This is a genomic window from Zoogloea sp. (genome assembly GCF_041911615.1).
GTDB lineage: Bacteria > Pseudomonadota > Gammaproteobacteria > Burkholderiales > Rhodocyclaceae > Zoogloea.
Window position 1 is genome coordinate 66,998 of the sequence record NZ_JAYROR010000099.1, and the last position, 25,168, is coordinate 92,165.

25 protein-coding genes and 1 pseudogene are annotated in these 25,168 nt (G+C 65.0%); 21 read left to right on the forward strand and 5 right to left on the reverse strand.

Translation table 11 applies throughout. The features are described from left to right. Positions 1 to 7: 7 nt before the first annotated feature. The 21 genes from aroC to ACE3P2_RS12505 all read left to right on the forward strand — a co-directional run bounded on the left by aroC (position 8) and on the right by ACE3P2_RS12505 (position 21,508). The gene (gene aroC / locus ACE3P2_RS12405; protein WP_374264866.1) at positions 8 to 1,147 is read left to right on the forward strand and encodes a chorismate synthase; all 1,140 of its coding nucleotides are present in this window, start codon (positions 8 to 10) and stop codon (positions 1,145 to 1,147) included. Between the two features lie 82 nt (positions 1,148 to 1,229). Next, a complete protein-coding gene (locus tag ACE3P2_RS12410; RefSeq protein WP_374264868.1) occupies positions 1,230 to 1,472 on the forward strand; it encodes a YdcH family protein in 243 nt (80 codons plus the stop codon). Positions 1,473 to 1,543: 71 nt separating this feature from the next. After that, on the forward strand, positions 1,544 to 2,698 hold the full coding sequence (locus ACE3P2_RS12415) for an MFS transporter (RefSeq protein ID WP_374264870.1): 1,155 nt from the start codon (positions 1,544 to 1,546) through the stop codon (positions 2,696 to 2,698). Between the two features lie 28 nt (positions 2,699 to 2,726). Further along, entirely contained in the window at positions 2,727 to 3,569 is an 843-nt protein-coding gene (locus ACE3P2_RS12420; protein WP_374264872.1) for a M48 family metallopeptidase, read from the forward strand. A gap of 50 nt (positions 3,570 to 3,619) precedes the next feature. Beyond that, positions 3,620 to 5,029 (forward strand): 3-isopropylmalate dehydratase large subunit, encoded by a 1,410-nt coding sequence (gene leuC / locus ACE3P2_RS12425; RefSeq protein ID WP_374264874.1) that lies wholly within the window; start codon positions 3,620 to 3,622, stop codon positions 5,027 to 5,029. 20 nt (positions 5,030 to 5,049) lie between these two features. Further along, positions 5,050 to 5,175, forward strand: a complete 126-nt coding sequence (locus tag ACE3P2_RS12430) for an entericidin A/B family lipoprotein (RefSeq protein ID WP_374264876.1) — start codon at positions 5,050 to 5,052, stop codon at positions 5,173 to 5,175. A 1-nt stretch (position 5,176) separates the two neighbouring features. Continuing rightward, complete coding sequence (gene leuD, locus ACE3P2_RS12435; RefSeq protein WP_374264878.1) at positions 5,177 to 5,815, forward strand: 3-isopropylmalate dehydratase small subunit; 639 nt, start codon at positions 5,177 to 5,179, stop codon at positions 5,813 to 5,815. A gap of 54 nt (positions 5,816 to 5,869) precedes the next feature. After that, positions 5,870 to 6,931, forward strand: coding sequence for a 3-isopropylmalate dehydrogenase (gene leuB / locus ACE3P2_RS12440; protein ID WP_374264880.1), 1,062 nt, complete (start codon positions 5,870 to 5,872; stop codon positions 6,929 to 6,931). Positions 6,932 to 6,971: 40 nt separating this feature from the next. Continuing rightward, a complete protein-coding gene (asd, locus tag ACE3P2_RS12445; protein WP_374264882.1) occupies positions 6,972 to 8,096 on the forward strand; it encodes an aspartate-semialdehyde dehydrogenase in 1,125 nt (374 codons plus the stop codon). A gap of 137 nt (positions 8,097 to 8,233) precedes the next feature. Further along, a complete protein-coding gene (locus ACE3P2_RS12450) occupies positions 8,234 to 11,170 on the forward strand; it encodes a FimV/HubP family polar landmark protein (RefSeq protein WP_374264884.1) in 2,937 nt (978 codons plus the stop codon). 55 nt (positions 11,171 to 11,225) lie between these two features. Then, complete coding sequence (locus tag ACE3P2_RS12455) at positions 11,226 to 11,825, forward strand: CbiQ family ECF transporter T component (RefSeq protein WP_374264886.1); 600 nt, start codon at positions 11,226 to 11,228, stop codon at positions 11,823 to 11,825. Next, positions 11,822 to 12,616 (forward strand): tRNA pseudouridine(38-40) synthase TruA, encoded by a 795-nt coding sequence (gene truA / locus ACE3P2_RS12460; RefSeq protein ID WP_374264888.1) that lies wholly within the window; start codon positions 11,822 to 11,824, stop codon positions 12,614 to 12,616. The genes ACE3P2_RS12455 and truA overlap by 4 nt, the downstream gene beginning before the upstream one ends. Positions 12,617 to 12,618: 2 nt before the next feature. Further along, the gene (locus ACE3P2_RS12465; protein ID WP_374264890.1) at positions 12,619 to 13,242 is read left to right on the forward strand and encodes a phosphoribosylanthranilate isomerase; all 624 of its coding nucleotides are present in this window, start codon (positions 12,619 to 12,621) and stop codon (positions 13,240 to 13,242) included. Then, a complete protein-coding gene (trpB, locus tag ACE3P2_RS12470) occupies positions 13,229 to 14,440 on the forward strand; it encodes a tryptophan synthase subunit beta (protein WP_374264892.1) in 1,212 nt (403 codons plus the stop codon). The genes ACE3P2_RS12465 and trpB overlap by 14 nt, the downstream gene beginning before the upstream one ends. 55 nt (positions 14,441 to 14,495) lie before the next feature. Then, complete coding sequence (gene trpA, locus ACE3P2_RS12475) at positions 14,496 to 15,305, forward strand: tryptophan synthase subunit alpha (protein WP_374264894.1); 810 nt, start codon at positions 14,496 to 14,498, stop codon at positions 15,303 to 15,305. Continuing rightward, complete coding sequence (gene accD, locus ACE3P2_RS12480; protein ID WP_374264896.1) at positions 15,305 to 16,180, forward strand: acetyl-CoA carboxylase, carboxyltransferase subunit beta; 876 nt, start codon at positions 15,305 to 15,307, stop codon at positions 16,178 to 16,180. The genes trpA and accD overlap by 1 nt, the downstream gene beginning before the upstream one ends. A 3-nt stretch (positions 16,181 to 16,183) precedes the next feature. After that, on the forward strand, positions 16,184 to 17,458 hold the full coding sequence (gene folC, locus ACE3P2_RS12485; RefSeq protein ID WP_374264898.1) for a bifunctional tetrahydrofolate synthase/dihydrofolate synthase: 1,275 nt from the start codon (positions 16,184 to 16,186) through the stop codon (positions 17,456 to 17,458). A gap of 14 nt (positions 17,459 to 17,472) precedes the next feature. Next, on the forward strand, positions 17,473 to 18,273 hold the full coding sequence (locus tag ACE3P2_RS12490) for an SPOR domain-containing protein (RefSeq protein WP_374264900.1): 801 nt from the start codon (positions 17,473 to 17,475) through the stop codon (positions 18,271 to 18,273). 13 nt (positions 18,274 to 18,286) lie between these two features. Then, positions 18,287 to 18,778, forward strand: a complete 492-nt coding sequence (locus ACE3P2_RS12495) for a CvpA family protein (RefSeq protein WP_374264902.1) — start codon at positions 18,287 to 18,289, stop codon at positions 18,776 to 18,778. A gap of 10 nt (positions 18,779 to 18,788) precedes the next feature. Beyond that, entirely contained in the window at positions 18,789 to 20,318 is a 1,530-nt protein-coding gene (gene purF, locus ACE3P2_RS12500) for an amidophosphoribosyltransferase (RefSeq protein ID WP_374264904.1), read from the forward strand. Positions 20,319 to 20,329: 11 nt separating this feature from the next. Continuing rightward, positions 20,330 to 21,508 (forward strand): O-succinylhomoserine sulfhydrylase, encoded by a 1,179-nt coding sequence (locus ACE3P2_RS12505; protein ID WP_374264920.1) that lies wholly within the window; start codon positions 20,330 to 20,332, stop codon positions 21,506 to 21,508. 42 nt (positions 21,509 to 21,550) lie between these two features. On the opposite strand, the gene ACE3P2_RS12510 is transcribed toward ACE3P2_RS12505, so the two are convergent. The 5 genes and pseudogenes from ACE3P2_RS12510 to ACE3P2_RS12530 all read right to left on the reverse strand — a co-directional run. After that, positions 21,551 to 22,276, reverse strand: coding sequence for a UDP-2,3-diacylglucosamine diphosphatase (locus tag ACE3P2_RS12510; protein ID WP_374264906.1), 726 nt, complete (start codon positions 22,274 to 22,276; stop codon positions 21,551 to 21,553). Between the two features lie 24 nt (positions 22,277 to 22,300). After that, the gene (locus ACE3P2_RS12515) at positions 22,301 to 22,795 is read right to left on the reverse strand and encodes a peptidylprolyl isomerase (RefSeq protein ID WP_374264908.1); all 495 of its coding nucleotides are present in this window, start codon (positions 22,793 to 22,795) and stop codon (positions 22,301 to 22,303) included. 36 nt (positions 22,796 to 22,831) lie between these two features. Then, complete coding sequence (locus ACE3P2_RS12520; RefSeq protein WP_374264910.1) at positions 22,832 to 23,401, reverse strand: peptidylprolyl isomerase; 570 nt, start codon at positions 23,399 to 23,401, stop codon at positions 22,832 to 22,834. Between the two features lie 43 nt (positions 23,402 to 23,444). Then, complete coding sequence (locus ACE3P2_RS12525; protein ID WP_374264912.1) at positions 23,445 to 24,557, reverse strand: L,D-transpeptidase family protein; 1,113 nt, start codon at positions 24,555 to 24,557, stop codon at positions 23,445 to 23,447. 83 nt (positions 24,558 to 24,640) lie between these two features. Then, positions 24,641 to 25,168, reverse strand: a pseudogene (locus tag ACE3P2_RS12530) (DUF4440 domain-containing protein); the annotation flags it as partial.

Here is a 25,168-nt window from a genome sequence, read left to right on the forward strand (position 1 = left end):
TTCTTCCATGTCCGGTAACACGCTCGGCACGCTGTTCTGCGTCACCTCCTTCGGCGAATCCCATGGCCCCGCGATCGGTTGCGTGGTCGATGGCTGTCCGCCGGGGCTGGCGATCAGCGAGGCGGACATCCAGATCGAACTGGATCGCCGCAAGCCGGGCACTTCGCGTCACGTCACCCAGCGTCGGGAGCCCGACAGCGTTGAGATCCTGTCCGGGGTATTCGAGGGTGTGACCACCGGGACACCCATCGCGCTGCTGATCCGTAACCAGGATCAGCGCTCGAAGGATTATGGCAACATCGCCGAGCAGTTCCGGCCTGGTCACGCCGACTACGCCTACTGGCAGAAATACGGCATCCGCGATTATCGCGGTGGCGGCCGGTCTTCGGCGCGCGAGACGGCGGTGCGCGTGGCCGCCGGCGCCATCGCCCGCAAGTGGCTTTTCGAACGCTACGGCATTGTGATCCGCGGCTACATGGCCCAGCTCGGCCCGGTCGAGATTCCTTTCGTCTCGTGGGACGAGATCGACGGCAATGCTTTTTTTGCGCCTAACCAGGCGATCGTGCCGCAACTCGAAACCTACATGGACGAACTGCGCAAGTCCGGCGATTCCGTCGGTGCCCGCATCAATGTGGTGGCTACCGGCGTGCCGGTCGGCTGGGGCGAGCCGGTCTACGACCGTCTCGACGCCGACATCGCCTACGCGATGATGAGCATCAACGCGGTCAAGGGTGTCGAGATCGGTGCCGGCTTCGACAGCGTCAGCCAGCTTGGCACCGTTCACAACGACGAGATGACCCCTGAAGGCTTCCTGTCCAATAACGCCGGTGGCGTGGTCGGTGGCATCTCGAGTGGTCAGGACGTGATCGTCAGCATGGCGATCAAGCCCACTGCGAGCACACGCCTCGATCGCCGTTCGATCGACAAGGCGGGCGAAGCGGTGGTGGTGAATACGCACGGCCGTCACGACCCCTGCGTCGGCATCCGTGCGACTCCGATCGCCGAGGCCATGCTGGCCCTGGTGCTGATGGACCACGCGCTGCGTCACCGGGCCCAGAATGCCGACGTGGCGTGCCCGACGCCGAGGATTGCGGGGCTCGCGCCGACGGGCGTGCAGTGCGTTCCGTCACCGCGTCCCAAGGGTTGATCGCCGTCAACTTTTTGCACGCTTTTGGGGCGTAAAGTCGTCTCACAGGCACTCAAAAATTGACGACAACGGGAGGTAATGCATGGACCAACACGATCTCAACCACGAATTCCCCGAGTACCGGGAGCAGATTCACGCCCTGAAGCTTTCCAATGGGCATTTCGCCCGCCTGTTCGACGAATACCACGATGTGAATCGCCATGTGGTGCGCGTCGAGGTGAATGCCGAACTGGCCACCGACTTCGAGCTGGAAGACCTCAAGAAGCGTCGCCTGCAGCTCAAGGACGAGCTCTACGACATCCTGAAGAGCCATCTGCTCAACTGAGCGTCGATCTGCTCCACCCTGAAAAGAGCGCTCGCGGGCGCTCTTTTTTGTTGGGCGATACAATTCCGTCGATGATTCCTTACTGGCGCCTCTCGGGCTACTACTTTTTCTACTTTGCCTTCATCGGCGCCTTTTCCCCGTATTTCAGCCTGTATCTCCAGTCCGTCGGCTGCAACGCCGGACAGATCGCCATGCTGATGTCGCTGATGGCGGTGATGCGCATGGTTTCGCCCACCTTGTGGGGCTGGCTGGCCGACCGGATGAGGGTGCGCACGCCCATCGTGCGTGCGTCGGCGATGCTGTCGATGGTTGGATTCGCGGGCTTCCTGTACGGCGACGCCTACGCCGTGCTGTTCGCCAGCATGGCGTTCCTGGCGTTCTTCTGGAGCGCGGCGCTGCCCCTGGTCGAGACCCTCACATTTGCTCATCTCGATGGGCAAGCCGGGCGTTACGGCAACATCCGGGTGTGGGGGTCGGTCGGATTCATCGCTGCGGTGCTGGGGCTCGGCTATCTGCTTGACGGTTGGCCCGTGCGCGCGCTGCTGTGGGTCCTGCTCGCGACGCTGGGCGGCATCCTGTTGTGTGCTTTGACGATTCCGGAGGCGCGCCGGACGGCGGGTATGTCGCAGCCGCATGTTCCCCTGGGCGACATCCTGCGCCGGCCGGAGGTGCGCGCACTACTGGCCGCGAGCTTCTGCATGGCGGCGGGCCATGGGGCGCTGTACGTGTTCTACTCGCTGCATCTGGTGGCTCACGGCTACAGCAAGTCTTTCGTGGGCTGGATGTGGACGCTCGGCGTGGTGGCGGAAATCGTCGTTTTCATGGGCATGCCACGGCTGCTGCAACGCTTTTCGCTGCGCGGCATCCTGCTCTTCAGCTTCGCGATGGCGGTGCTGCGATTCGTGCTGATCGGCTGGGGTGTCGAGGTGCTGGCGATCCTGCTCTTCGCGCAGCTCCTGCATGGCGCAACTTTCGGCTCCCATCACGCCGCGTCGGTTGCCGCGGTCAATGCGTGGTTCGGGGCCCGGCATCAGGCGCGGGGGCAGGCCTTGTTCGGAAGCATCTCGTTTGGCGCGGGCGGCATGATCGGGGGGCTGATTAGCGGCTACACTTGGGACTGGATCGGACCGGCATGGACTTACACCATTGGTTCGCTGTTCGCGCTGTTCGGCCTGCTGATGTTGGCCTTCGGCTGGCGGACGGGCCCCAAGGCGCGTGCCGCCTGATCGATCAAACGACATGTCCAGGAGCAAAATGAGCAAACGATTCGAATGGGCGCGCGGCCTCCTGCCCGTGCTGATCGCAACCGGCGTGGTGACCGCCTGCCAGACAGTACAGACCACCCAGGGCGGCGCGGTGGGCATCGAGCGTCGCCAGACGATGATGGTGTCGGCCAAGGAGATGGATCAGGCGTCGGCCCAGAGCTACCACCAGATTCTCCAGCAGGCCGGTCAGAAGAACGCCCTCAACCGCGATAAGGAGCAGGTCGAGCGCGTGCGCGCGGTGGCTCGACGTTTGATTCCCGCGACGGGCGCCTTTCGCCCGGATGCCCCGGGCTGGCAGTGGGAAGTCAATGTGTTGAGCTCGAACGAGCTGAATGCCTGGTGCATGGCCGGCGGCAAGATCGCCTTCTACTCGGGCATCATCGAGCGGCTCGATCTGAGCGACGACGAGATCGCCGCGATCATGGGGCACGAGATCGCCCACGCGCTGCGCGAACACGCCCGCGAGCGCGCCTCCCAGGCGATGGCCACCAATATCGGCGTGGCCGTGCTGGGCGCGGCGCTGGGGGTCGGTCAGGCGGGAACCGACCTGATCGGCACCGTCGCAAAGGTCAGCTTCGAGCTGCCCAACAGCCGCGAACACGAGACCGAGGCCGACCGGATCGGTGTCGAACTGGCGGCTCGCGCCGGTTACGATCCCCGCGCCGCCATCGTGCTGTGGCAGAAGATGGCGAAGGTGTCCAACGGCGCGCCGCCGCAGTGGCTGTCGACCCACCCGTCCAACGAGTCGCGCCAGCAAGACCTCCGCGACTACGCCGCGCGGGTGATGCCGCTCTACGAGCGAGCTACTCAGCGCGCTAGGCCTGTGAAATAATGAAAGTTTCCCCGCCTCTCCCGGCGTCAATCCAGACCGAAGAATTGCCCATGCAAGCGCAGACGCTTTACGAAAAATTGTGGTCGAGCCATGTGGTGCACGTCGAAGAAGACGGCACCGCGCTGATCTACATCGATCGTCACCTGGTTCACGAAGTCACCAGCCCGCAGGCCTTCGAAGGCCTCAAGCTGGCCGGGCGCAAGCCCTGGCGCGTGAATTCCATCGTGGCCACGGCCGACCACAACACGCCCACCGACCACTGGGACAAGGGCATTCAGGACCCGGTCTCCCGTCAGCAGGTGGAAACCCTCGACAGCAACATCCGCGAAGTCGGTGCGCTGGCCTATTTCCCGTTCAAGGATCAGCGACAGGGCATCGTTCATGTGATCGGCCCGGAAAACGGTGCCACGCTGCCAGGCATGACCGTTGTCTGCGGCGACTCGCACACCTCCACCCACGGCGCCTTTGCCTGCCTCGCGCACGGCATCGGCACGTCCGAGGTCGAGCACGTCATGGCGACCCAGTGCCTGCTGCAGAAGAAATCCAAGACGATGCTCATCCGCGTCGAGGGCAAGCTCGGCGCCGGTGTCACCGCCAAGGATGTCGTACTCGCGATCATCGGCAGGATCGGTACCGCCGGTGGCACCGGCTATGCGATGGAGTTCGGCGGCAGCGCGATCCGCAGCCTGTCGATGGAAGGTCGCATGACCATCTGCAACATGGCGATCGAGGCCGGTGCCCGCGCCGGTCTGGTGGCCGTGGACGACAAGACCATCGAATACCTGAAAGATCGTCCCTTCTCGCCCCGTGGCGAACAGTGGGATCGCGCCGTCGAATACTGGCGTACCCTGCATTCCGACGATGGCGCGGTGTTCGACGCGGTGGTCGAGCTCGACGCGGCCCAGATCCTGCCGCAGGTCACCTGGGGCACTTCGCCCGAGATGGTCGCGTCGATCGATGCCGTGGTCCCCGATCCGGCCCTCGAGAAGGATCCGGTGAAGCGCGAGGGCATGGCCCGCGCCCTGCAATACATGGGGCTGACGCCGCGCACGCCGATCAAGTCGATCGCCATCGACAAGGTGTTCATCGGCTCGTGCACCAACTCCCGGATCGAGGACCTGCGCGCTGCTGCCGTCGTCGCCAAGGGGCGTCGCAAGGCCGACAACGTCAAGCTGGTGCTGGTCGTGCCGGGTTCCGGTCTGGTCAAGCGCCAGGCCGAGGCCGAAGGGCTCGACAAGATCTTCGTCGCGGCGGGCTTCGAGTGGCGCGAGCCGGGGTGTTCGATGTGCCTGGCGATGAACGCCGATCGCCTTGAGCCGGGCGAGCGCTGCGCGTCCACGTCCAACCGCAACTTCGAAGGCCGCCAGGGGGCAGGTGGGCGTACCCACCTGGTGAGCCCGGCCATGGCCGCCGCTGCTGCGATCGCCGGCCATTTTGCCGACGTGCGTGAACTCGGCTAAGCGAGCGGAGGAACAGGGTGATGCGCAGATTTGCGGCAATCATCGGCGTTTTCGCCGTGCTTTTCCTGAGTGGCTGCAACACCATCCAGGGGCTCGGCAAGGATATTGAAAAGGGTGGCGAAGCCATCCAGAAGGCAGCCAAGTAAGATGAAACCTTTCACCAGACTCGACGGGCTCGTGGCGCCGATGGACCGCGCCAACGTGGATACCGACGCGATCATTCCCAAGCAGTTCCTCAAGTCGATCAAGCGTAGCGGCTTCGGCCCCAACCTGTTCGACGAATGGCGTTACATGGACGTCGGCCAGCCCGGCCAGGACAACGCCGGCCGTCCCCGAAACCCGGACTTCGTCCTCAATCAGCCCCGTTATCAGGGGGCCCAGGTTCTGCTCACCCGCGACAATTTCGGCTGTGGCAGCTCCCGTGAGCATGCCCCCTGGGCGCTCGAGGATTTCGGCTTCCGCGTGCTGATCGGCCCGAGTTTTGCCGACATCTTCTTCAACAACTGCTTCAAGAACGGCTTGCTGCCGATCAAGCTGGCGGCCGAAGAGGTGGACGCGCTGTTTGCCCAGTGCCACGCCACCACCGGCTACCGTCTCACGGTCGATCTCGACGCCAAGACGATCACCCGCCCTGACGGTAAGGTGATTCCCTTCAACGTCGATCCGTTCCGTCGCGAGTGCCTGCTCAACGGCTGGGACGATATCGGACTGACTCTGCGTCACTCCGACAAGATCCGCGATTACGAAGCCCGCCGTCGCATTGACCAGCCCTGGCTGTTTGCCTGATCGCCCCGGCGGCCTGCGCCGCCGCGCCAACCCATAACAAACTGGAAATAGAAGATGAAAATCTGTGTTCTGCCGGGTGACGGCATCGGCCCCGAAATCATGGATCAGACGCTGCGCGTGCTGGAGGCGCTGCGGGGCGATGGCGTGAATTTCGAAGCCGAATTCGCGCTTGTCGGGGGCGCTGCGGTGGATGCGACCGGCACGCCGTTGCCGGAAGCCACCGTCAAGCTGGCCGACGAGGCCGATGCGCTGCTGCTTGGCGCCGTCGGTGGTCCCAAGTGGGATAACTACCCCCGCGATCAACGCCCCGAGCGCGGTCTGCTGGGCATCCGCAAGCAGCTGGAGCTGTTCGCCAACCTGCGTCCGGCGATCCTCTATCCCGAGCTGGCCAACGCGTCCTCGCTGAAGCCCGAGATCGTCTCCGGCCTCGACATCCTGATCGTGCGCGAGCTCACGGGCGACATCTATTTCGGTCAGCCCCGCGGCATTCGCGAGGAGAACGGCGAGCGCGTCGGCTTCAACACCATGGTTTACGCCGAGTCCGAGATCCGCCGCATCGGCAAAGTGGCCTTCGAGGCTGCCCGCAAGCGCGGCAAGAAGCTGTGCTCGGTGGATAAGATGAACGTCCTCGAAACGACCCAGCTGTGGCGCGACGTGATGATCGAGCTGTCCGCCGACTACCCGGACGTCGAGCTCTCCCACATGCTGGTCGACAATGCGGCGATGCAACTGGTCCGCGCGCCGAAGCAGTTCGACGTGATGGTGACCGGCAACATGTTCGGCGACATCCTATCCGACGAAGCGTCGATGCTCACCGGCTCCATCGGCATGCTGCCGTCTGCATCGCTCAACGCCGCAGGCAAGGGCATGTACGAACCGAGCCACGGTTCGGCGCCCGACATCGCCGGCAAGGACGTCGCCAACCCGCTCGCCACGATGCTGTCGGCCGCGATGATGCTGCGTTACAGTTTCAACCTTGAAACGCAGGCGGCGCGGATCGAGACCGCGGTGAAGAAAGTGCTCGCCGCCGGGTATCGCACCGGCGACATCTACGAACCGGGCACCCGTCGGGTCGGTACCAAGGAAATGGGCGACGCGGTCATCGCGGCGCTGTAACTCACCTATAAAAGCAGTTCAAGTCTGATCGGGGAAATCAATGAAAAGAGTGGGTCTGGTTGGTTGGCGTGGCATGGTCGGATCCGTGCTCATGCAGCGCATGCGCGAGGAAAACGATTTCGCGCTGATCGAGCCGGTGTTCTTCACCACCTCCAATCCGGGTGGCAAGGCGCCCAACTTCGGCAAGGAAGCGCCTGCGCTGAAGGACGCGAAGAACATCGACGAACTGAAGGCGATGGACATCGTCATCACCTGTCAGGGTGGGGACTACACCAACGAGGTGTACCCGAAACTGCGCGCCGCCGGCTGGAACGGCCACTGGATCGATGCCGCGTCCTCGCTGCGCATGGACCCGAAGGCTGTCATCATCCTCGACCCGGTCAACATGAACGTGATCAAGGATGCCCTTTCCAAGGGGGGGCGTGACTGGATCGGCGGCAACTGCACCGTGTCGCTGATGTTGATGGCGCTCGGTGGCCTCTTCCAGCGCGATCTGGTCGAATGGGCGACCTCCATGACCTACCAGGCCGCGTCGGGTGCCGGCGCTCAGAACATGCGCGAGCTGCTTTCGCAGATGGGCGAGCTCAACCGCTCCGTCAAGGAACTGCTCGATGATCCCGCGTCCGCCATCCTCGACATCGATCGTGAAGTGGCCGGTACCATGCGCGACGACGCGTTCCCGTCGTCCAACTTCGGCGTGCCGCTGGCCGGTTCGCTGATCCCCTGGATCGACAAGGATCTGGGCAACGGCCAGTCCAAGGAAGAATGGAAGGGCGGCGTCGAGACCAACAAGATTCTCGGTCGCGGCGAAGGATTCAGCGCGCCGGCGGTGCCCATCGACGGTCTCTGCGTGCGTATCGGTGCAATGCGTTGCCACAGCCAGGCGCTGACCCTGAAGCTGCGCAAGGACATCCCGATCGACGAGATCGAGTCCATGCTGGCCTCCGCCAACGACTGGGTGAAGGTTGTGCCGAACCAGCGCGAGGCGTCCATGCGCGACCTGACGCCGACGGCGGTGACTGGCACGCTGACGGTGCCGGTCGGCCGTTTGCGCAAGCTTGCGATGGGGGGCGAGTACCTCTCGGCCTTCACCGTGGGCGACCAGCTTCTCTGGGGTGCAGCCGAGCCGCTGCGGCGCATGTTGCGCGTCCTGCTCGAGGGTTGATGCAAAAAAAGGCGGCGCAAGCCGCCTTTTTTTATATGCAGTGTAATTTAGTGCTAAGTTCAAACACCGCTTGAACTTGCCTCACCAAACCCATGATGTTATGTTCATCGATAACTCGATTTCGATGATCAGCCTTCGTGCATAAGAACCTCGTGAAAAGTCGGCTTAAGCGCACCCTGCTCGCGGCCTCCATCAGCGCCTTGTCCTTCAGCGCCACCGCCGCGGGGCTGGGGCGTATCACCGTCCTGAGTGGGCTCGGCCAGCCGTTGCGGGCTGAGGTGGAGATTGCCGCCTCGCCCGAAGAAATCCAGAACATGACCGCCCGGCTCGCTTCCGTCGAAGCCTTCCGGCAGGCCGGTGTCGATTACCCCTCTTCGGTGAGCGGGCTGCGCATGGCCGTCGAGCGTCGCGGCAATGGAGCCGTCGTGCGGGTCACGAGCGATCGGCCGATCAACGAACCCTTCGTGGACATGCTGGTCGAGCTGAACTGGTCGGCTGGCAGGCTCATTCGGGAATACACTTTCCTGCTCGATCCGCCGGATGCCGGTGCCCCGCGTGCAGCCGTTGCGGTTGCTTCCCCCGAAATGCGAGGTGCGACGCCCTACGCGCGGGCTGAGGCGGCTGCAAGTCGGCGTGCCACAACCCCTCGTGCAGCCCGGCCTGTCGCTGCACCGGGTGCGGGTCGTACTTACACCGTTCAGCCGGGCGATACCCTCAACCGGATCGCGATGGAAAATCGTCCCGAAGGCGTCTCGATGGAGCAGATGCTGACGGCGTTGTTCCAGGGTAATCGGGCTGCTTTTGCCGGCGACAACATGAACCGCCTTCAGGCCGGTCGGATCCTGCGCATCCCCGATGCGGAGAGCATTCGACAGGGCGGTGAAGGTGGGCGTCAGCAGATCGTTGCCCAGTCTGCCGATTTCGGACGTTACCGGCAGAAGCTCGCCGAGCAGGCTGCGGCAGCGCCCGCGAAGGAAACACCTGCCGTTCAGCGCAGTGCCGGCAAGATCGGCGCCAAGGTCGAAGATCGGGCGCCGGCCGCTGCGGGCACCAGCGATCAGCTCAAGGTGTCCAAGAGCGAGGAAGGTCTGCGCGCGGGGGCGGCCGGGGGCGAGAAATCCGTTGCCCGTCTGCAGGCGCTCGAAGAAGATCTGGTCTCCCGCGACAAGGCATTGCGCGAAGCCAACACCCGTCTCGCGGAGCTCGAAAAGAGCATCAAGGAGTTGCAACGTCTGGTCGAGCTGAAGAGCCAGGGCATGGCGCAGATGCAGTCCGACGCCCCCCCCGCGCAGGCAGCCGCGCCCGTTGCCCCGCCCGTCGCGCAGGCTCCTGTGCCTCCTGCTGCGCCGGTTCCGGCAGCCGTGCCGGAAGCGGAAAAACCCGCTGCGCTACCGAAGGCGCCTGAGCCGATCGTCGAACCCAAGCCTGCTCCGCCCGCGCCAGTCGCCGAGGCGCCGAAGCCGGCTCCCGCCAGTCCGCCGCCGGAGGCCCCGTCGAACGCGCCGAGCGACGACTCGTCCCTTTATCTCGGTATCGGAGGCGTGCTGGCCTTGCTGCTGGGCTGGGGCGGCTACAAGCTGTATCAGCGGCGCAGTGGTCAGGGTGCTCCGACGACGACGCCGGCGCTGTCCGAGTTCGGTGACGGCTCCAATTCCGTGTTCGGTAGTGCGGGCGGTCAGAGCGTCGATACCGGCAGCAGCAGCCAGATTCAGACCGACTTCAGTCAGTCCGGCCTGTCTTCGATCGATACCGACGAAGGCGTCGATCCGGTGGCCGAGGCGGATGTTTACATGGCTTACGGGCGTGATGCCCAGGCCGAGGAAATCCTGCTCGATGCGCTGAAGACCGATCCGGGTCGGACGGGGGTGCATCTCAAGCTCCTCGAGATTTACGCGCAGCGCAAGAACCTCAAGCAGTTCGAGACCACGGCTACGGAGCTGTATTCTCTGACCGGTGGTAATGGTCAGGACTGGGAAAAGGCCGCCGCGCTGGGGCGCAAGGTCGATCCTGACAGCCCCCTGTACCGGATTCCCGCACCTGGCGTGCCGGCGGGGCCCGCAGCGATGCCTTCGCCGCCGTCCGTGCCGGCGGGGCCACAGACCATTTCGGGTGCCGTGGGCGGTGCCACGGGCTTCGTTCAGGCCGGCGCAGCGCGCGTGCCAGCAGCCCAGCCCGCATTTGTCGCTAACGAGCCGCAGCCGCCAGTGAGCGACGATCCGCTCGAGTCGCCTTCACAGCTGAAGGACACCTGGGCGTTGCCTGGTGATCTCAATCAGTACACCAGCATGGAGGACATCGATCGGGCAGTGTCGGCCGACACTCAGCAGGTGGCTGACGTGGCGCATCCGGAGCCCGTTTCCCTCGATTTCGATCTGGATCTCAATGCCGGCAATGACGCCAACAGCGCCCGGACGGTAACGCTCAACAGCAGCGCGCCCTCGGCGAGCAGTGGTCTCGATTTCGATCTCGGTTTCGATCAGTCTTTCGACATGGGCTCGACCCTGGTGGCAGGCGACGCCATGCCGCCCAGCCTGCAGTCCACGTCTACCAAACCGCAGCGTCTGAGCACCGATCTGGGTTTGCCGGATCCGAGCGATCTCGATTTCGAGCTGAGTTCCGAGTTCGGTACCCACAGCCCGGATGCCGGCGATCAGACGGTGGATGTGGATCTCACCGCAACGCTGGCAGACGACGGAATCCGTGAGTCCCTGGATTCCGCGACGGTGGACCTCGAACGGACGAGTTTCGACAGCAGTCTGCTCGATTTTGACTTCGAACTGGACGACAAGGCCGAACCCAAGGCCCCCACGCGGACTGCAGTTGCGGATCTGAGCCCGACGCGACTGAGTTCCGAGATCGATACTGCGATCGAACTGCCCGATGCCGGGCCGCCGACCGAGCCTCCGCTCGATCTGGATCTGCAGCAGGAAGTCGCGACCAAGCTGGAGTTGGCGCGGGCCTACGAAGAGATGGGCGACAAGGATGGTGCCCGCGAACTGGTGGAAGAAGTGCTCCGCGAAGGTTCCGGGCGTCAGCAGGAAGAGGCGCGCACGATCCTGTCCCGTCTGTCCTGAGCGGAATGTACGAGGATGAGGTCGTGACGTGGTGGCGGGGAGCCGGTTGTAGTTGATGCTTCATCCGGCTACGCGCCTCGTTGTCTGGATTGCGCTGGTCGCATTTTCACAACTGGCCCGAGGCCCCGCGTTGGGGGGCTTCGGGCTTGTCGTTATGGTGCTCGCCGGATGGTTCGCGCGTCGGCGTGCCTGGCGCCTGCTCAGGCGGAGCCGCTTCCTCGTACTCGTGTTGGTGGTGCTGTTCGGTTGCTTTACGCCGGGTGAAGCCGTGATGTCGGCCCTGGCTGGATTGGCCCCGACCCGCGAAGGATTGGCGCTCGCACTGCTCCACGGCCTGCGTCTTGTCTTGGTCGTGCTGCTGGTGGCGCTGTTGCTCGAGACCACGGGCGAGCACGCGCTTGTCGCGGGCTTGATCACGCTGGCGTCGCCGCTGGCGGGGCTGGGGCTGTCGGTCGAACGGTTAGCGGTTCGGGTTCTCCTCGTGTTGCGTTATGTGGAAACACCGCCTGCGGGTGGTTGGCGGGCATTGATCGGCGAAGAAGGGATGGTGTCGCCTTCCGAAGCCCTGTCTGTCAACGTCGCGACCTTGCGGTGGTGGGATCGGATGGCAATGGTTGGAGTGGCGATGGCAATAGCGTGGGGTGCGAGCCAGTGAGGGTGGCGTTAGGTATCGAGTATGCCGGGGACGCTTTCGAGGGCTGGCAGACCCAGTCCCATGGGCGCACGGTGCAGGATGCCCTCGAGGCAGCGCTGATGCAGATTGCTCAGGTGCCGGTGAAGTTGATGTGCGCGGGGCGAACCGACACCGGTGTGCATGCTACGGCCCAGGTGGCACATTTCGACACGACGGTTCGCCGCCCGCTCGAGGCCTGGGTGCGCGGGGTGAACAGCCACCTGCCGGCAAGTGTCGGGGTGCTGTGGGCGGTGGAGGTGGATGAGGATTTTCACGCCCGCTTCAGCGCCGAATCACGGCGCTACCGCTACGTCCTGCTCAACCGCAAGATTCGTCCTGGTTTGCTGCGTGGGCGGGTCGGCTGGACGTTTGGGCCGCTGGACGTCGATGCGATGACCAAAGCCGCGCTGTGCCTCGTCGGCGAGCATGATTTCACGTCGTTTCGGGCAGCGGAGTGCCAGGCTAAGTCGCCCGTCCGGCAGGTTCATTCGGTGTCTGTCGCGCGTCAGGGGGATTACGTCCTGTTCGATTTTCACGCCAACGCCTTCCTTCATCACATGATCCGCAACCTGGTCGGTTCGCTGGTCTTCATCGGCAAGGGGCGACGACCGGTCGAGTGGATGGCCGAACTCCTTGCGGCGCGCAATCGCACCCTCGCGGCGCCGACCTTTGCGCCCGACGGGCTTTACCTGTGCGGCGTGGAGTATCCGCAACGGTGGCCGCTGCCGGGCGGGGGGCGTATCATCGCGGCTCCTCAACTGCTGCTGCCCTGAACGTGCATCGCACCCGAATCAAGATCTGCGGGCTGACCCGTGAGGAAGACGTTCGTGCCGCCGTGGACGCCGGCGTCGACGCGATCGGCTTCGTGTTCTATCCGCCCAGCCCGCGTTTCGTGGAGGTCCGACTGGCCACCGAGCTGGCGCGCCTCGTGCCGCCTTACGTGACAATCGTCGGGCTTTTCGTCAACGCCGAGCGCGATATGGTCAAGGACGTGGTTGCCAACGTGCCGCTGCAACTGCTGCAGTTTCACGGCGACGAAGGCGAGGACGACTGCCTCGGCTTCGGGCTGCCCTATGTCAAGGCGGCGCGGATGCGGCAGGGGTTCGATCTGTTAAAATACGCGGCTGCCTTTCCAAGCGCCCAAGGCTTGCTGCTCGACGCGTTCGTGGAAGGCTATGGCGGTGGCGGCGAAACCTTCGACTGGTCGCTGATTCCGTCCGGACTTCCCTTGCCCTTGATCCTGTCCGGTGGGCTCAACGCCGGAAATGTGGCCGAGGCCGTCAGACGCGTCCGCCCGTGGGCGGTGGATGTCTCCAGCGGTGTCGAGGCCGCGAAGGGCATCAAGGACGCCGTCCGTATCACCGAATTTGTTGCCGGAGTCCAAAATGCACATGGCTGATGCCCCCTACGATCTACCCGATGCCCGTGGTCACTTCGGCCCGTACGGCGGCGTGTTCGTCGCAGAAACCCTGATCCCGGCGCTGACCGAGCTGCGGCAGGCCTATGAAGCGGCCCAGCGTGATCCGGCCTTCGTGGCCGAGTTCGAGTACGAGTTGAAGCACTACGTCGGGCGTCCGAGCCCGATCTACCACGCCAAGCGCTGGTCGGGCCTGCTCGGCGGCGCGCAGATCTACCTGAAGCGCGAGGACCTCAACCACACGGGTGCCCACAAGGTGAACAACTGCATCGGGCAGGCCATGCTCGCCCGCCGCATGGGCAAGCCGCGAGTCATCGCCGAGACCGGAGCGGGGCAGCACGGCGTTGCGACCGCCACGGTGGCCGCCCGCTACGGGATGGAGTGCGTGGTTTACATGGGTTCCGAGGACGTTCGCCGCCAGGCCGCCAACGTCTACCGGATGAAGCTTCTTGGCGCCACTGTCGTGCCGGTCGAGAGCGGCTCGAAGACCCTCAAGGATGCGCTGAACGAAGCGATGCGCGACTGGGTCACCAACATCAACAATACTTTCTACATCATCGGAACGGTGGCGGGTCCGCACCCTTATCCGATGATGGTGCGCGACTTCCAGGCGGTGATCGGCAAGGAATGCATCGAGCAGATGCCCGAGATGGCCGGCCGTCAGCCCGATTACGTGATCGCCTGTGTCGGCGGCGGTTCCAACGCGATGGGCATTTTCCATCCGTACATCGAGCATCGCGACGTGCGCCTGATCGGCGTCGAAGCGGCCGGCAGCGGCATCGACTCGGGCATGCACGCTGCTTCGCTCTCCGCGGGTCGGCCCGGCGTGTTGCACGGCAACCGCACCTACCTGCTGCAGGACGAGGACGGTCAGATCATCGAGACCCACTCGATCTCCGCCGGTCTCGATTATCCTGGCGTGGGCCCCGAGCACGCCTGGCTGAAGGATAGCGCCCGCGCCGAATACGTCGGCATCACCGACGCCGAGGCGCTGCAGGCTTTCCACGATCTGTGCCGTTTCGAAGGCATCATTCCGGCGCTGGAGTCGTCCCATGCCTTGGCCTACGCGGCGAAGCTGGCGCCGACCCTGCCCAAGGACAAGGTCCTGCTGGTCAACCTCTCCGGCCGCGGCGACAAGGACATGCACACCGTCGCCGAGAAATCCGGCATCCAGTTCTGATCTTCACGGCCTCGCCGGTATTGCCGGGCGGGGCCGCTGACCATTCATACCATCCATGTCAACAATCCAACACACCTTCACGCGGCTTGCTGCCGAGGGCCGCAAGGCGCTCATTCCGTTCATCACCGCGGGTGATCCGTCCCCCGAGATGACGCTGCCGCTCATGCAGGCGCTGGTGGCCGGCGGTGCCGACATCATCGAGCTGGGCGTGCCGTTCTCCGATCCGATGGCCGATGGACCCACGATTCAACGCGCTTCCGAACGGGCGCTCGCCGCTGGCATGACGACGCGCAAGCTCCTCGACCTCGTTCGCGCCTTTCGTGCGACCGGCGACACCACGCCGGTCGTGCTGATGGGCTACGCCAATCCGATCGAGGCGATGGGTGCCGAGGCCTTTGCCCGCGCGGCCGCCGATGCGGGCGTCAGCGGCGTGCTGGTGGTGGACTACCCGCCCGAGGAGTGCATCGAGTTCGCGGGCGTCTGCCGCCGCGCCGGGCTCGATCCGATCTTCCTGCTGGCACCCACCTCGACCGAGCAGCGTTTCGCCGATGTCGCCGCGGTAGGGAGTGGCTACATCTACTACGTGTCGCTCAAGGGGGTCACCGGCTCGGCAACCCTCGATCTCGACGAGGTCGCCCGACGCATTCCTGCGATCCGCGAGAAGGTCGGCATGCCCGTTGGCGTGGGCTTCGGCATTCGTGACGCGGCCACCGCGGCGCGCATCGCCGGCCTGGCCGATGCGGTGGTGATCGGCAGCCGCATCATCGAAGAGATCGAACAGAGCAGCCGCGACGAGGCGCCCGCCAAGGTGACCGCCTTCCTGCGGGGCATCCGTACCGCCATCGACACCGTGGGAGAGCGCTGATGAGCTGGTTGAAGAAGCTGCTGCCGCCGAAGATCAAGCGTGACACGCCGTCCGGCCGCAAGGCGATTCCCGAAGGGCTCTGGAGCAAATGTCCGGCCTGCGAGGCGGTGCTGTATCGTTCCGACCTCGAGAGCAATCTCAACGTGTGCCCCAAGTGCGGCCATCACCAGCGCATCCGCGCGCGTCAGCGCATCGAACTGCTGCTCGATCCCGAAGGTCAGTTCGAGATCGGTGCCGAAGTGGTGCCGATCGATCCGCTGAAGTTCAAGGATTCCAAGCGTTACCCGGATCGTCTCGCCGCCGCCCATGCCGACTCGGACGAATCCGACGCGCTGGTGGTGGTGCAGGGCGCGATCAAGACCGTGCCGGTCGTCATCGCCTGCTTCGAGTTCGAGTTCCTAGGTGGCTCGATGGGCTCGGTGGTCGGCGAGCGCTTCATCCGTGGCGTTCGGGCCGCGGTCGAGCAACGCCTGCCGTTCATCTGCGTCACCGCCTCGGGCGGCGCCCGGATGCAGGAAGGTCTGTTCTCGCTGATGCAGATGGCCAAGACCACCGCCGGCATCACGTTGCTGGCGGAGCGCAAGCTGCCGTTCGTCACGCTGCTGACCGACCCGACGATGGGTGGCGTGTCCGCCAGTTTTGCCTTCATGGGCGATCTCGTGATCGGTGAGCCCGGCGCCCTGATCGGCTTCGCCGGCCCCCGCGTCATCGAGCAGACCGTGCGCGAGACGCTGCCGCCGGGCTTCCAGCGCTCCGAGTTCCTGCTCGAAAAGGGCGCGATCGACCTGATCATCGACCGGCGCGAGCTGCGCGACCGCCTGGCCGAGCTCCTCACGCTCCTGACCCGTCAGGCGTCCGTCAAATCCGCCGCGTGACCCATGCAGTTGCCTGAAACTATCGATGGCTGGCTGGGCCTGCTCGAAGCACGCCACGGCCAGTCGATCCAGCTCGGTCTCGATCGCGTGCGCGCCGTCCGCGACGCGCTGGCTTACCCACAAACCTGTCCGCTCTTCATTGTTGGTGGCACCAACGGCAAAGGCTCGACCTGCGCCTTGCTCGAGGCCGTGCTGCTGGCGGCGGGCAAACGCGTCGGGCTGTACACCTCGCCGCATCTGCTGCGCTACAACGAACGCGTGCGAATCGACGGTCGCGATGTTGCCGATGCGGTGCTCGTCGATGCCTTCGCCGAAGTCGAGCGTGCCCGCGGCGAGATTCCGCTGACCTACTTCGAGCACGGCACGCTTGCCGCTTGGGTGGCGTTCTGCCGCGCCGGACTCGACGCGATCATCCTGGAGGTCGGCCTGGGCGGACGGCTGGACGCGGTCAACGTGTTCGAGCCCGATTGCGCCATCGTCACCAGTGTGGCCATGGATCACATGGATTATCTCGGCGACACCCGGGAAGCCATCGGCTTCGAGAAGGCGGGCATCTTCCGCGCGGGCAAACCGGCGATCTGCGGCGATCCCATGCCCCCCGCGTCGCTGCTGGCCCACGCCGAGTCGATCGGCGCCCAGCTTCAGGTCAGCGGCCGGGACTTTGGTTTTGCCGGCGATCAGAATCAATGGGCTTTCTGGACGGCGGGCGGCAGCCGTCGTGGTGGTCTGGCTTATCCGGCGCTGCGCGGGACCAACCAGCTACTCAACGCGGCGGCGGTGATGGCGGCCTGCGAAGCCGTGAAGGACATCCTGCCGGTTCCGATGCAGGCCATCCGCCAGGGCTTCATGCTGGTCGATCTGCCGGGGCGCTTTCAGGTGCTGCCGGGGCGTCCGACGGTGGTGCTCGATGTGGCCCACAATCCGCAGGCGGCCGGTGTGCTCAACGAAAACCTCGCCAGCATGGGGTATTTTCCGGAGACCTGGGCGGTGGTCGGGATGCTTGCCGACAAGGATGTGGGCGGCGTGATCCGCCTCCTTCGAGACCGGGTCGACCACTGGCTGGTGGCCACCTTGCCGGGCCCCCGCGGCCTGACGGCCGAGCGCCTGGCGGCGATCCTGCGCGAGGCCGGCGTCACCGCCGAGATCGTCGAGCACGCATCGCCGGCCAGTGCGTACGAGGTCGCACGCGGGCGGGCCGCCGAGGGTGATAGAATCGTAGTCTTTGGCTCTTTCCTGACGGTGGCCGACGTGATGGCCGCCAGGAAATCGCCGCAATAGGTGTTGCTGCAAGTATGGCCGACAACGATCCGCAGATCGATCTGAAGAAGCGCGCGCGCCGGCGCCTGGTGGGTTCCGCCGCGCTGGCCCTGGCGGCGGCCATCGTGCTGCCGATGGTCATGGACCATGAGCCGCGTCCGCCCTCCCAGGATGTCCAGATCCGCATTCCGAGCCAGGAAGGCAGCAATTTCACCTCCCGCGTGATTACCGGCAAGGCGCCGGCGCCGAGTCAGCCGGTTGCGGGTTCCGTCGTCGAGGAAACCGCCGCACCGGTCATCGAGGAGAAGCCCGGCCGTCGTGTCGATCCCGATGTGGACGGCCCGGTTTTCAAGCCCGGCGAGGAGCTCATCCCGCCCCCGCGCAAATCTGAAGCGCCCAAGGCCGAGATCGCCAAACCGGAGCCCAAGCCCGAACCCAAGAAGCTCGAGCCGAAGAAGCCGGAGCCGAAACCCGAACCCAAGCCCGATCCCAAGCAGAAGGAAAAGGAACAAAAGGAAAGGGAGCAGAAGGAGCGGGAACGCGAAAAGGCCCAGGCCGACGCCGAGCGGGCGAAGGCCCTGCTGTCCGGCAGCGCGCCCGCCGATGCGGGCGGAAAGCCGCACCTGATCTCCCTCGGCGCGTACCGCGAGGCCGGCAACGTGGCGGTGCTGCGGGCCAAGCTCAAGGCCGAAGGCTATCCTTCCTATACCGAAACCGTGGGCGACAAGGTCCGTGTGCGTGCCGGACCTTTCCCCAACAAGGCAGCCGCCGACAAGGCCGCGGCGCGCATCCAGAAGGTGCTCGGCGTGCAGGCCTCGGTGGCGGCCAAGCCCTGAGACACGACGCGTCTTGAGCGGACTGGATTACGCGCTCCTCGGCCTCGTCGGCTTGTCGGCGCTGCTGGGCTTCTGGCGTGGGCTGCTTTCCGAGATCGTCGCTCTGGGGGCGTGGGTGCTGGCGTTCCTCGTGGCACGGCATTTCATGGATCAGCTGATGCCGCTCACATCCGCATGGGTCAAGGAACCCGTGTTGCAGGGGCCGACGGCATTTTTGGTCATTTTTGTGGTCGTACTCATTGTGGTGGCGCTCCTGCGCTGGTTGCTGGGCGAGCTGATTCGCGCAGCCGGCCTCGGGGCTGCCGACCGTTTCCTGGGCGCGTGCTTCGGTGCCGCGCGGGGTGGTCTGATCGTGTTTGCAATGGCGTTGCTCGTCGGCATCGGCGGCCTCGCCAAGGAAAGCTGGTGGCGGGAGGCCAGTCTGTCGGCGCCGCTCGAAACCGCCGTCACGGCCTCCAAACCCTGGCTCCCCGAGCCGCTGGCAAAAAGACTTCGATACCGATAGGTGGTTTGAAATGTGTGGGATTCTGGGCGTAGTAGCGACGACACCCGTCAATCAGCTTCTTTATGATGGCTTGCAGGTGCTCCAACACCGCGGGCAGGACGCCGCGGGCATCGCCACGTCGCAGGACGGGCGTTTTCACATGCACAAGGGCTCGGGCCTCGTGCGCGACGTGTTTCGGACGCGCAACATGCGCGATCTGCCCGGCCACTGGGGTATTGCCCACGTGCGCTATCCGACCGCCGGTTCGGCGTCGGCCGCCGAGGAGGCCCAGCCGTTCTACGTGAATTCGCCGTTCGGCATCATGCTGGCCCATAACGGCAACCTGACGAACTCGGAAGAGTTGAAGCGCGAGATGTTCCTGCAGGATCTGCGCCACATCAACACCAATTCCGACTCGGAAGTGCTGCTCAACGTGCTGGCCCATGAGCTGCAGGCCGCGGCCAAGAGCTTCCGCCTCGACGAGGAAACGGTCTTCAGCGCAGTGGCCGGTGTGCATCGCCGCTGTCGTGGCGCTTACGCCACGGTGGCGATGATTTCGGGCACGGGCCTGCTGGCTTTCCGCGACCCGTACGGTATCCGCCCGCTGATCATCGGCCGCAACGATACCCCCAAGGGTACAGAATGGCTGGTGGCCTCCGAGAGCGTGGCGCTGGATGTGATGGGCTTCAAGCTGGTGCGCGACGTGGCGCCGGGCGAAGCGATCCTGATCGATACCGAAGGGCGCTTTCATAGCCGCCAATGCGCCGGCCACACGGTGCACGCGCCTTGCATGTTCGAGTACGTGTATCTGGCGCGTCCGGATTCGCTGATCGATGGCATCTCGGTCTACGACGCACGCATCAAGATGGGTGAGTTCCTCGCCCACAAGCTGCGCGCGACGATGCCGCACCTGAAGATCGACGTGGTGATCCCGATTCCGGATTCGAGCCGTCCGTCGGCGATGGAAATGGCCCATCACCTGGGTGTGCCGTATCGCGAAGGCTTCGTCAAGAATCGTTACATCGGCCGCACCTTCATCATGCCGGGCCAGGCGATCCGCAAGAAATCGGTGCGCCAGAAGCTCAACACGATCCACCAGGAGTTCAAGGGCAAGGCCGTGCTGCTGGTGGACGACTCCATCGTCCGCGGCACCACCAGCCGCGAGATCGTGCAGATGGCCCGCGACGCCGGCGCGACCAAGGTCTACATGGCATCGGCGGCGCCTCCGGTGCGCTATGCCAACGTCTACGGCATCGACATGCCAAGCAAGAACGAGCTGATCGCCAGCAACCGCACCGAAGAAGAAATCTGCCGCGAGATCGGCGCCGATGCGCTGATCTACCAGGATCTCGACGATCTCAAGGCGGCGGTGCAGGCGATCAACCCGGCGATCTCGGTGTTCGAGACGTCCTGCTTCGACGGCTGTTACGTGACCGGCGATGTCACCCCGGAATACCTCAGCGGGGTCGAAAACCAGCGCAACGACGCGGCCAACAAGCCGGGCGCCGAAGACGGGCCGGGCCAGATGGACCTGAACCTCATTTCCCGGAGCGAAAATTGAGTGCCGAACCGATGAACGACCTCGATCCGGATACCCTCGCGGTTCGCGCGGGGATCGAGCGCAGCCAGTTCAACGAGCATTCCGAGGCGCTGTATCTCACCTCGAGCTTCGTGTTCGGCAGCGCCGCGGAGGCGGCGGCACGCTTCTCCGGCGAGGAGGAAGGCAACGTCTATGCCCGCTTCACGAACCCCACGGTCACGGCGATGCAGCAGCGCCTCGCCGCGCTGGAAGGCGCCGAAGCCTGCATCGCGACGGCCTCGGGCATGGCGGCGATCCTGTCCACCGTGATGGCGCTGCTTTCGGCGGGTGACCATGTGGTGGTGTCGCGCGGCGTCTTCGGTGCGACCCAGCAGTTGTTCGGCAACATCCTGTCGCGCTTCGGCATCGCCTCGACCTTTGTCCCGGCCACCGATCTGGACGCCTATCGGGCGGCGGTGACGCCGAAGACTAAGCTGTTCTTCGTCGAGTCGCCGTCCAATCCGCTCACCGAGCTGGTGGACATCGCCGCCGTGGCGGCCATCGCCCACGAGGCCAAGGCATGGCTGGCGGTGGACAACTGCTTCTGCTCGCCGGCCCTGCAGCAGCCGCTCAAGTTCGGTGCGGATCTGGTGATCCATTCGGCCACCAAGTATCTCGACGGTCAGGGCCGCGTGCTGGGCGGTGCGGTGTGCGGGAGCAAGGTGCTGGTGGACGAGGTGCTGAAATTCCTCCGCACGGCTGGCCCGAGCATTTCGCCGTTCAACGCCTGGGTGATCCTGAAGGGGCTCGAGACGCTCAAGATCCGGATGGAAGCCCAGTCGGCCAGCGCCCTCGAACTGGCAACCTGGCTCGAGGCGCAGCCGCAGGTGGCGCGGGTGTTCTATCCGGGCCTGCCGTCCCACGCCCAGTTCGAACTCGCCAAGCGTCAGCAGCGCAGTGGCGGCGCGATCGTCAGCTTCGAGGTGAAAGGGGGCCGCGCGGAGGCCTGGAAAGTGGTGGATTCGACCCGTGTCGTGTCGATCACCGCCAATCTCGGCGATACCAAGACGACGTTGACCCACCCGGCATCCACAACCCATGGGCGCATTTCGCCGGAAGCCCGCGAGGCGGCCGGTATCCGTGAAAGCCTGCTGCGCGTGGCGGTGGGGCTTGAGTCGGTGGAGGATCTCAAGGCCGACCTGGCGCGCGGTCTTGCCCAGATCGGCGCCTGACGGCGGCTTAGAAAGGAAAACGGCGCCTTTGGGCGCCGTTTTTTATTCGAGTCTCGCGCGGCGAAGCGTGCCGTCAGCCCAGATCAGGACTTCGCCCTGGTTGCCCTGCCAGTCGGCCAGGACCCAGCGTTCGCAGGTGTGGCCGTCCACGTCGACCCGGTGTTCGGCCGGGCGGTGGGTGTGGCCGTGGATCAGACGTGGAAAACCGTGTTGGCGGAGCAGGGCGGCGACGGCCTCGGCATTCACGTCCATGATCGCCGCGGCCTTCCCGGACTTGGCGGCCTCGCTCTGCATGCGCACGCCGGCGATAATCTGCTTGCGCGTGGCCAGCGGCTGGCCGAGGAACTGCACTTGCCATGCGGGATTGCGGACCTGTTGGCGAAAGGCCTGGTAGGCGAGATCGTCGGTGCACAGGCTGTCGCCGTGGCAGAGCAGGGCGGACGTGTCGCCCAGCGGGACAAGTGTGGGTTCGGGCAGGATTTCGAGGTGAGCGCGCCGGGCGAAATCGGCGCCGAGCAGGAAATCGCGGTTGCCGGGCATGAAGTAAATCCGGCACCCCACGGCGGCGAGGGCGGCGAGCTGCGCGGCGACGTGGGTGTTGAGCGGGTCGTCGAGATCGTCGTCGCCGGCCCAGTATTCGAAGAGATCACCGAGAATGTAGAGCGCCTGCGCCCCCCGGGCGGGGCCGGCGAGATAGCGCTCGAACACCGCGGTGAGCGCGGGGCGATCGGCACACAGGTGCAGATCGGAGATGAAATGGATTTGCATGTGCGTCTCGCCCCGGGGTGCCGCTTAAACCACTTCGGCGCGCTGGATGACCACGTCTTCCTTCGGCACGTCCTGGTGGAAGCCGGCGGTGCCGGTCTTGACGTTGCGGATCTTGTTGATCACGTCCATGCCTTCGCTGACCTGGCCGAACACGCAGTAGCCCCAACCCTGGATGTTGGGCGCCTTGTAGTCCAGGAAGTCGTTGTCCTCGACGTTGATGAAGAACTGGGCGGTGGCGGAATGCGGATCCTGGGTGCGTGCCATGGCGATGGAGCCGGCGACGTTCTTCAGGCCGTTGTCGGCTTCGTTCTTGATCGGCGCATTGGTGGCTTTTTGCTTCATGCCGGGCTCGAAGCCGCCGCCCTGGATCATGAAACCGTTGATGACGCGGTGGAAGATGGTGTTGTCGTAGTGACCGGCCTCGACGTAGGCGATGAAGTTCTTGACGGTCTCGGGGGCCTTTTCGGCGTTCAGTTCGATGACGATGTCGCCGTGGTTGGTGGTGAGTTTGACAGCCATGGGGAGCTCCTGTTGGGTAGTGGTTGGGCTGGTTGCTTACTTGGCGGATTCTTCGGGTAGCTGGCGCGCCGACTGGATGACGACCGGCGTGAGCGGCACGTTCTCGTGGAAGCCGCGGTTGCCGGTGACTTCCTTGCCGATCTTGCGCACGACGTCCATGCCGTTGGTGACCTTGCCGAACACGGTGTAACCGAATCCGTCCGGCGACGGGTAGTTGAGCGGGGCGTTGTTCTGGAGGTTGATGAAGAACTGCGCGGTCGCCGAGTTCGGGTCCTGGGTGCGGGCCATGGCGATGGTGCCGGCGTCGTTCTTGAGGCCGTTCTTCGCTTCGTTCTTCACCGGGGCGCGGGTCGGCTTCTCTTCCATCCTGGCGTTCATGCCGCCGCCCTGGATCATGAAGCCGTCGATGACGCGGTGGAAGATCAGCCCGTCGTAGAAGCCGCTCTTCACGTATTCGAGGAAGTTGGCGACGGTTTTGGGGGCCTTTTCGGGGTACAGCTCGACCACGATGCTGCCGGCGCTGGTCTTGAGTTCGACCTGGGGATTGCCGGCGGCGGCGGCCAGGGCCTGACCGGCCAGGGCGAGGGCGAGCAGGATCTTCTTCATGGGGTTGAGTCCTCGTGAGTTGGGGGCGAGCCGCCCGGCGGAATCAGGCGAAGCCTTCGTAGACGATCTTCCAGCGTCCGCCTTCCTTCAGCCAGTACTGGCGCTTCTTGAGGACGTTGGAGAGGTTGTTGCTGCGGTAGTCCTGCTCGAAGGTGACGACGACGAGATCCTGCTTGCCGGGGCTGCGGAACACGCTGACCTTGTCGAGTTGCACCTTGATCCAGCTCTTGCTGGCATTGACGGCGCGCTTCTGCTCGGCCCAGCGGTCGAAGCCGCCTTCGTTGTTGCGGAAATCCTTGGAGTAGTGGGAGAGATACCGCTCCACGTCGCGGCTTTCCCAATCCTTGCGCCAGGATTCGATCTGGCGGTTGAGGGCGCTGCGCTCCGCGGCCCAGTCATCCACGCTGAGCCATTCGACCGTGTTGCTGATGATGACCGGCGTGAGGCCGATCTGCAGATAGCCGGCCAGGGCGTCGAGATCGCGGTTGGTGAGCACCACGCAGCCGTCCGAGGCGCGGGGCGGACGCGAGTAGGTGTCGCTGGGGGTGCCGTGCAGCCAGATGCCATGGCCGTCGCGGCCCTGCTGGCGATCCCACTCGTTGGGATAGCTGATCGGGAAGGCGCCGTTGCCGTAAAAATCCGAGAGCTTCTGGCGCGGCAGGTTGGCGGTCACGTGATAGACGCCGACCGGCGTGCGCTTGTCACCCTCGCGGAGCTTTTCGGCCCCGAGCTTGCCATGGCTGATGTAGTAGTCGGCCACGAAGCGCGGCCGACCGTTGTCGTTCTGGTAGATGTAAAGGCGGGCCCGCTGGGTGTCCACGACAATGGCGTACTTCTGCTCGGGCTCCATCTGGAGCAGGTAGCGCGGCACGTAGTTGCTGGGTGGACGGTTGCGGTAGGCCTTGAGGCGCGCGACGGCCTCCTCGCGCAGGTCGGCGAGCTTGTCGGCGGGGGCGTCGGGCTGGTTGCCGAAAGTGGCGATGGGGCGGGCGCGGGCGAGCAGCAGATCGCCGCGGATCAGGTAGGCGAGGCGAAAGTTGGGGTACGCGGTGATCAGCGCGTCGACCTTCTCGAGGGCGCTGGCAAGCCGGCTCTGCTCAATGTCCTTGAAGACGGCACCCAGCGCCGCGTCCGGGTCGCCGCCGGGCGTGGGCACGGGGGGCGCGCCCCATGTCAGAAGAGGGCTACACGCCACGAGCAGCGTGAGCCCTCTACGCAAGGCGACCTGCAAGCGCTGCATCAACCGCCGACCCGCTCCTGTTGAATCACCCATTTGCCGTCCTGAAGTACAAGATTGAGCGTCTTGTTCGACGAGGTAGACAAGTTGGCCGAGCGATAGTGCTGGCGGAGTTTCACCGTGGCACGGTCGCCGCTGACGCTGACGACCTTGACGTTCTCGAGATTGACCTCGATCTCGCCCGGCTTGGTCAGGCGCTGGTTACGTTCTTCCTCCCAGTCCTTGCGGTTCAAGCCCTTGGGCGGCTCGAAATCGCGGGCGTAGTGGCCGAGATAGGATTTCACGTCCTTCTTGGACCAGGCGCCGGCCCAGCTCTGCACGGCCTTGGTGACCGCGGCGGCCTGGGCCGGCGTATCGTCCTTCGGCTCGGGCCGCTTGGCGGGCTTGGGTTCTTCCTTGACGACCGGCGCCTGGGCGACCGGCGCGGGCGGCGGCGTGACCGGCTTGGCTGCCGGCGCGGGTGCGACGGCGGCGACCGGCGGAACCGTCGGCTTGGCCGGCGCCGGTGCGACCGCGACAGGCGGCGGAGC

Excerpts from the sequence above, each read along its gene's own strand:
- aroC (WP_374264866.1), top strand. The coding sequence starts at position 8 with ATGTCCGGTAACACGCTCGGCACGCTGTTCTGCGTCACCTCCTTCGGC.
- trpA (WP_374264894.1), top strand. The coding sequence starts at position 14,496 with ATGTCAACAATCCAACACACCTTCACGCGGCTTGCTGCCGAGGGCCGC.
- ACE3P2_RS12490 (WP_374264900.1), top strand. The coding sequence starts at position 17,473 with ATGGCCGACAACGATCCGCAGATCGATCTGAAGAAGCGCGCGCGCCGG.
- ACE3P2_RS12415 (WP_374264870.1), top strand. The coding sequence starts at position 1,544 with ATGATTCCTTACTGGCGCCTCTCGGGCTACTACTTTTTCTACTTTGCC.
- purF (WP_374264904.1), top strand. The coding sequence starts at position 18,789 with ATGTGTGGGATTCTGGGCGTAGTAGCGACGACACCCGTCAATCAGCTT.
- ACE3P2_RS12520 (WP_374264910.1), bottom strand. The coding sequence starts at position 23,401 with ATGAAGAAGATCCTGCTCGCCCTCGCCCTGGCCGGTCAGGCCCTGGCC.
- ACE3P2_RS12420 (WP_374264872.1), top strand. The coding sequence starts at position 2,727 with ATGAGCAAACGATTCGAATGGGCGCGCGGCCTCCTGCCCGTGCTGATC.
- leuD (WP_374264878.1), top strand. The coding sequence starts at position 5,177 with ATGAAACCTTTCACCAGACTCGACGGGCTCGTGGCGCCGATGGACCGC.
- ACE3P2_RS12430 (WP_374264876.1), top strand. The coding sequence starts at position 5,050 with ATGCGCAGATTTGCGGCAATCATCGGCGTTTTCGCCGTGCTTTTCCTG.
- ACE3P2_RS12515 (WP_374264908.1), bottom strand. The coding sequence starts at position 22,795 with ATGGCTGTCAAACTCACCACCAACCACGGCGACATCGTCATCGAACTG.
- asd (WP_374264882.1), top strand. The coding sequence starts at position 6,972 with ATGAAAAGAGTGGGTCTGGTTGGTTGGCGTGGCATGGTCGGATCCGTG.
- leuB (WP_374264880.1), top strand. The coding sequence starts at position 5,870 with ATGAAAATCTGTGTTCTGCCGGGTGACGGCATCGGCCCCGAAATCATG.
- ACE3P2_RS12505 (WP_374264920.1), top strand. The coding sequence starts at position 20,330 with ATGAACGACCTCGATCCGGATACCCTCGCGGTTCGCGCGGGGATCGAG.
- accD (WP_374264896.1), top strand. The coding sequence starts at position 15,305 with ATGAGCTGGTTGAAGAAGCTGCTGCCGCCGAAGATCAAGCGTGACACG.
- ACE3P2_RS12410 (WP_374264868.1), top strand. The coding sequence starts at position 1,230 with ATGGACCAACACGATCTCAACCACGAATTCCCCGAGTACCGGGAGCAG.
- trpB (WP_374264892.1), top strand. The coding sequence starts at position 13,229 with ATGCACATGGCTGATGCCCCCTACGATCTACCCGATGCCCGTGGTCAC.
- ACE3P2_RS12510 (WP_374264906.1), bottom strand. The coding sequence starts at position 22,276 with ATGCAAATCCATTTCATCTCCGATCTGCACCTGTGTGCCGATCGCCCC.
- leuC (WP_374264874.1), top strand. The coding sequence starts at position 3,620 with ATGCAAGCGCAGACGCTTTACGAAAAATTGTGGTCGAGCCATGTGGTG.
- ACE3P2_RS12455 (WP_374264886.1), top strand. The coding sequence starts at position 11,226 with ATGCTTCATCCGGCTACGCGCCTCGTTGTCTGGATTGCGCTGGTCGCA.
- folC (WP_374264898.1), top strand. The coding sequence starts at position 16,184 with ATGCAGTTGCCTGAAACTATCGATGGCTGGCTGGGCCTGCTCGAAGCA.